The organism is Methanosarcinales archaeon (genome assembly GCA_014859725.1).
Classification (GTDB): Archaea; Halobacteriota; Methanosarcinia; order Methanosarcinales; family Methanocomedenaceae; genus Kmv04.
In genome coordinates this window covers 1-4,681 of record JACUTQ010000161.1, presented here as the reverse complement: position 1 = coordinate 4,681, position 4,681 = coordinate 1, and the positions used below count along the sequence as shown (strand labels likewise).

Sequence of the window (4,681 nt, the reverse complement as noted above, 5' to 3'; positions counted from 1 at the left end):
AAAAATAATATTTTATATGATTTATTAGATAATATTCCTATAAAAATAGTAATTTGTACAGGTGCTGAGTATATAATGGTGAACAGGTACTGGGCTCATATTACTGGCTGCCTCTGTACAGGTGGGGGCTCATAGTGGAAAAGAACAAGTATGAAGCGTATTTTGAAGTTATGGCACTGTCCCGGCTGACTATGATCATATCCCTGTTCGCGGTCCTGGGAGTTACCCTTTTTGCTATTATTATCTCAAGAAGAATTACTGATCCCATAAAATCCCTGGAAAATGGGGCTGTAAGCCTTGTGGAAGGAAAATTCGAACCCATACCTGTAAGTTCACAAAATGAGATCGGCCGGCTGACAGAAATATTCAATGAGACCGCCCGGGAACTACTGGACATCAGGAAAAAACTTGAATTAAAGATCGAAATAGCAAATAAGGACCTGGAAACAAAAAATAAGGAACTTGTTATCGCCAACGAAGAACTGCAAAAGCTGGACAGCCTGAAATCAGATTTCATCTCCCTGGTATCCCATGAACTGAGAACCCCATTATCGGCAATACGGACTTCGTCAGAGTTCTTGGAATCTGTTGATAATGCAGACCCGGTTGTGCAAAAAGAAATGCTTGATAATATTATTAGCAATGTGGACCGACAGACGCGGCTGATAAACGATATCCTGGACCTTACCAAGATCGAAGCAGGCAAGATGGAATTCCGGTTTGAACAGGTGGATCTGAATCAAATAGCAGCAGTGGCAATTGAAAATATCAGGCCTCTGGCCCTAAAACACAATGTAATACTTTCACAGGACATTCCCGAGAAACTATCTCCCATTATTGCCGATAAGGAAAAGCTTATTATCGTGATGAATAACCTCTTAAGTAACGCAATGAAATTCACACCTGAAGGTGGCAGTATCCTATTATCAGCAAAGGAAGATCAGAACTGTATAGAGGTTGCGATCAAAGATACAGGTATAGGGATCGAGAAGGCACAATTAGACAAGTTATTTGACAAATTCTATCAGGTTGATACTCCGTCTACAAGAAAAATAGGCGGCAGCGGGCTTGGACTTTCAATATCCAGTGAAATTATCAAAGCACACGGCAGTACAATCCAGGTGAAGAGCGAACCCGGACATGGAAGTACCTTCTTTTTCAAACTACGTAAATAGGGTAAAATAATGAAAATAGATATTAATATTATTATTGTAATTATTATAATATTCATACTTTCATTAGCAGCTATCACATTATTCCAAAAACCCAATATTGAAAGATCCATATATGTTGTTTCCATGACACCTGAAGAGATGGAGATAAGTCTAAAGGATGGATCCATTGCAGGATTTATTTCATGGGAACCTTTTCCGGCAAAAGCCGTATCAGAAGGGTATGGTAAATATCTGGTACATTCTATGGACATCTGGGAAGATCATCCCTGCTGCGTGTTGGCAGTGTCTGAAAATATTGATGAGGATATGATTAATGGCCTATTATGGGTGCAAATAAAAAGTACCAGGTTCATCAATGATCCGGCAAACAGGGACTGGATTGAAAATTACGGCTCTGAATTTACCGGGATTAACAAAACAGCTGTGTCGATCGCCATCAACAATACTCAATATTTGGAATTACCTGACCTGAATGAGACAAAACAGGAATTTGAGATACTGAGTAAGACCGGGAGTTTGAAAAATAGTCCCACTTCCGTGGGTTATCAAAATGTGGACGAGCTTCTGGCAGACCTGATCATCGCAGAATATTACATTGAGATCAAAACAAAATTGGACGAGGATCCGGACTGGGTCCCGGACGTTGTTGACGGAAACCTCAGATTAGGGGTTATAGAAGGCGATCTTCATAATCTGGCTGTATATGTGGCAATAAAAGAAGGTTATTTTGAACAGATAGGCCTGATCCCTGACAGAAATATCCATTTCCTGAAATTCAGGAACGGGGTGACAATAACTAATGCGTTAAGTCAACATGAAGTGGATGTGGCAACCTTTGGAATGACCCCGCTATTAATGTACAGGGTGAATGATAATGGAAAGGTCTTTGTTATCAGTGGTTTGAATTCGGGAGGCACTTCCCTTGTGGTAAGCGCGGATTCTGAAATACGATCCATCGATGACCTCACTGGAAGCACAATTGCAACTCCTGGTTTTGGCTCAATTCAGGACGTTATTTTACGAAAGATGTTCGACGGGTTTACAATAAAGACTGTATGATATTGCTGGAAACTGAATTTGACCCCATAGTTCTGATATTGCCTTAATGGAATAAGTTCACAAACATTACAAAAATTATCACGTTCAGGCAGATTCCCATAATACTGGTGATAAGTCCGGCCTCGGAAATTTGATTATCTGCATATCTTGACTGGAATCTTGATAATACAATTCCGACAATTCCCATTGGAATGGCAAAATAAACAGACCCAAGAGCACCAATACTGAAACCAAATATGAACATTAATGCCGGCAGGATGCTTAATATCCCACACATCAAGCTCAAACATCCCAATACATTGTACTGATTTTTCATATATCTCACCCCTTATGATCTGCTGATTTCGATCAGATTATCTCAAAATTTTCTTATTTTTATTTTTTTTACTTGAACCGGCACCTACGAAAAGAAGGGCCATAGCTGCGATTGGCGTTATCTGCTCCTGGGAGAGATATCCTGCGACGTAGGCCACTACGCCCCCCATAAAGAGGGCGAGTCCCAATTTCAATATCAATTGTGCCATATCCTGATGTTCTCACTAATGCCTCAATGCATCAACAGTGTTCATCTTTGCAGCTTTGTTAGCAGGATATACGCCAGCGATCAGTCCTACGATGACAGAAATGGCAAATCCTATTATGATAAGTTCGACCGGGAATACGGATGGCAGTGCCATTAAACTCTGTGCACCATATGCACCCAGTACACCCAATCCGATACCCAGCAGTCCGCCGAACACACTCAAGACTATAGATTCCACAATGAATAGGAACAGGACATTCCAATTGGTGAAACCCAGTGACTTTAAAATACCTATCTCGCGGGTACGTTCGGTTACTGTTACCAGCATGATGTTCATGATACCTATTGAGCCTGCGATTAATGCGATCAAAGAAACAGCAGTGAGCAGTGCTGCCAGTGCATCAGATAATTGGCCCAAGCTCTCCAGATCCTCTGCCTGGTTATTCATGAAATATGGCTTTGCATCCTCATTTTCCATATCACGTGTAGGGACACCAAAATGACGGGCCAACCTTTTATCAACTTCCTCATCTGTTTCCTTTATAGTATCCAGGCTGGATGACATGGCAAGGAAAGCTCCATAATCATTCTCTCCCAGTATCTCATTTAATGTTGTCACTGGAATTAAGATTACATCATCTCCAATCCCGGATGGAAAAAACGATTCTTTTGATTTTTCAATTATCCCCTTGACCATAAACTTCTTTGTAATAATATTGCCCTCTTTTGTACGAAATGTAATATCAATAGAATTTTGGGTGAAAATCTTCCTGTCAAATTTATCATACGCTATTTCATGGCCGATGACAGTTACATACTTGTCCTTATCATCCAGGAAAGCTCCATCTTCCAGTTCAATATTTGCTATTTCTTCCATATCTTCAGTAACTCCACGAACACCAATATGTTTGGACGTGGAATAGTAGGTAACTTCGGCAGATTTTTCCTTAAAAGGTGTAATGCTCACTATACCAGGAGTATTATCGATCAGTTTCATTTCATTGTCATGGAAAAGGTTTGGTTCCTTTCCAACTACTACGATATAATTAGTGCCTGCATTCAAAGATAAGTCTGCAAAATACTGGTTGAAACTGGCTCCCAGTGATACATTTGCGATTACTGCGGCCACACCGATTACAATACCCAGAGTAGTTAGGATGGACCTCATTTTGGCACTTTTTATGCTTCCCATTGCGATACGCAGAGACTGTATAAAGTTTATCATTAGATTCACTCCTGCTTTTTTTCTGACTTACTCATGCCGCAAAGCATCCACAGTGTTCATCCTTGCTGCTTTGTTTGCAGGATATATACCTGCGATCAGACCTACAATGACAGAAACGGCAAAGCCCACAAAGATCAATTCAATAGGAAATACAGATGGCAGCTCCATTAAACTCTGTGCACCATATGCACCAAGTACTCCAAATCCAATACCCAGCAGCCCGCCTATTACACTCAAGACCACTGACTCAACAATGAACAGCAACAGGACATTAGAATTGGTGAAACCCAGCGACTTCAGAATCCCAATCTCATGTGTGCGCTCAGTTACTGATACCAGCATGATATTCATGATACCGATTGAGCCCACGATCAATGCTATCAGTGCAACAGATGTGAGTAATGCAGTCAAAGCTCCAGCCATTTGGTCAGTCATCTCAAGGATGTCAGCCTGGTTGAAGATTGAATAGGGTTTGGAATCATCATCATCCATATCCCTTGATGGGACTCCGAAATGGCGGCCAAGTTTCTGATCCAGGTCATCAGAAGTCGCTTGTATTGTATCCATACTGGATGCCATTGCAAAGAAACTGCCATAATCATCTTCTCCCATTATCTCATTCCAGGTCGAAATCGGGATGAATATGCGTTCGTATATACACTATTCTTGCAAGATCAATAAAAAAGTATCTTGTAGCCT

At 40.9% G+C, this 4,681-nt stretch carries 6 protein-coding genes; 2 read left to right on the top strand and 4 right to left on the bottom strand.

What is annotated here, in order from left to right; all coding sequences use genetic code 11:
* The first annotated feature begins 134 nt into the window (after window positions 1-134).
* Both IBX40_11065 and IBX40_11060 read left to right on the top strand, forming a co-directional pair.
* Window positions 135-1,175, top strand: a complete 1,041-nt coding sequence (locus tag IBX40_11065; GenBank protein ID MBE0524858.1) for a HAMP domain-containing protein — start codon at window positions 135-137, stop codon at window positions 1,173-1,175.
* 9 nt (window positions 1,176-1,184) lie between these two features.
* On the top strand, window positions 1,185-2,234 hold the full coding sequence (locus tag IBX40_11060) for an ABC transporter substrate-binding protein (GenBank protein MBE0524857.1): 1,050 nt from the start codon (window positions 1,185-1,187) through the stop codon (window positions 2,232-2,234).
* Window positions 2,235-2,277: 43 nt separating this feature from the next.
* Here IBX40_11060 and IBX40_11055 read toward each other — a convergent pair whose 3' ends face one another.
* Genes IBX40_11055 through IBX40_11040 form a run of 4 tightly spaced genes read right to left on the bottom strand, consistent with a single transcriptional unit; the run spans window position 2,278 to window position 4,639 of the window.
* Window positions 2,278-2,550, bottom strand: a complete 273-nt coding sequence (locus tag IBX40_11055; GenBank protein MBE0524856.1) for a hypothetical protein — start codon at window positions 2,548-2,550, stop codon at window positions 2,278-2,280.
* A gap of 37 nt (window positions 2,551-2,587) precedes the next feature.
* Window positions 2,588-2,758: a hypothetical protein gene (locus IBX40_11050; protein ID MBE0524855.1), complete on the bottom strand. Its 171-nt coding sequence runs from the start codon at window positions 2,756-2,758 to the stop codon at window positions 2,588-2,590.
* Window positions 2,759-2,773: 15 nt separating this feature from the next.
* Window positions 2,774-3,982, bottom strand: a complete 1,209-nt coding sequence (locus tag IBX40_11045; protein MBE0524854.1) for an ABC transporter permease — start codon at window positions 3,980-3,982, stop codon at window positions 2,774-2,776.
* A gap of 27 nt (window positions 3,983-4,009) precedes the next feature.
* Window positions 4,010-4,639: an FtsX-like permease family protein gene (locus IBX40_11040; protein ID MBE0524853.1), complete on the bottom strand. Its 630-nt coding sequence runs from the start codon at window positions 4,637-4,639 to the stop codon at window positions 4,010-4,012.
* Between the last annotated feature and the right edge of the window lie 42 nt (window positions 4,640-4,681).

What these genes read in the sequence shown, in the direction of transcription:
- IBX40_11055 (MBE0524856.1), bottom strand. Translation starts at nt 2,550, where the DNA reads ATGAAAAATCAGTACAATGTATTGGGATGTTTGAGCTTGATGTGTGGG.
- IBX40_11045 (MBE0524854.1), bottom strand. Translation starts at nt 3,982, where the DNA reads ATGATAAACTTTATACAGTCTCTGCGTATCGCAATGGGAAGCATAAAA.
- IBX40_11050 (MBE0524855.1), bottom strand. Translation starts at nt 2,758, where the DNA reads ATGGCACAATTGATATTGAAATTGGGACTCGCCCTCTTTATGGGGGGC.
- IBX40_11060 (MBE0524857.1), top strand. Translation starts at nt 1,185, where the DNA reads ATGAAAATAGATATTAATATTATTATTGTAATTATTATAATATTCATA.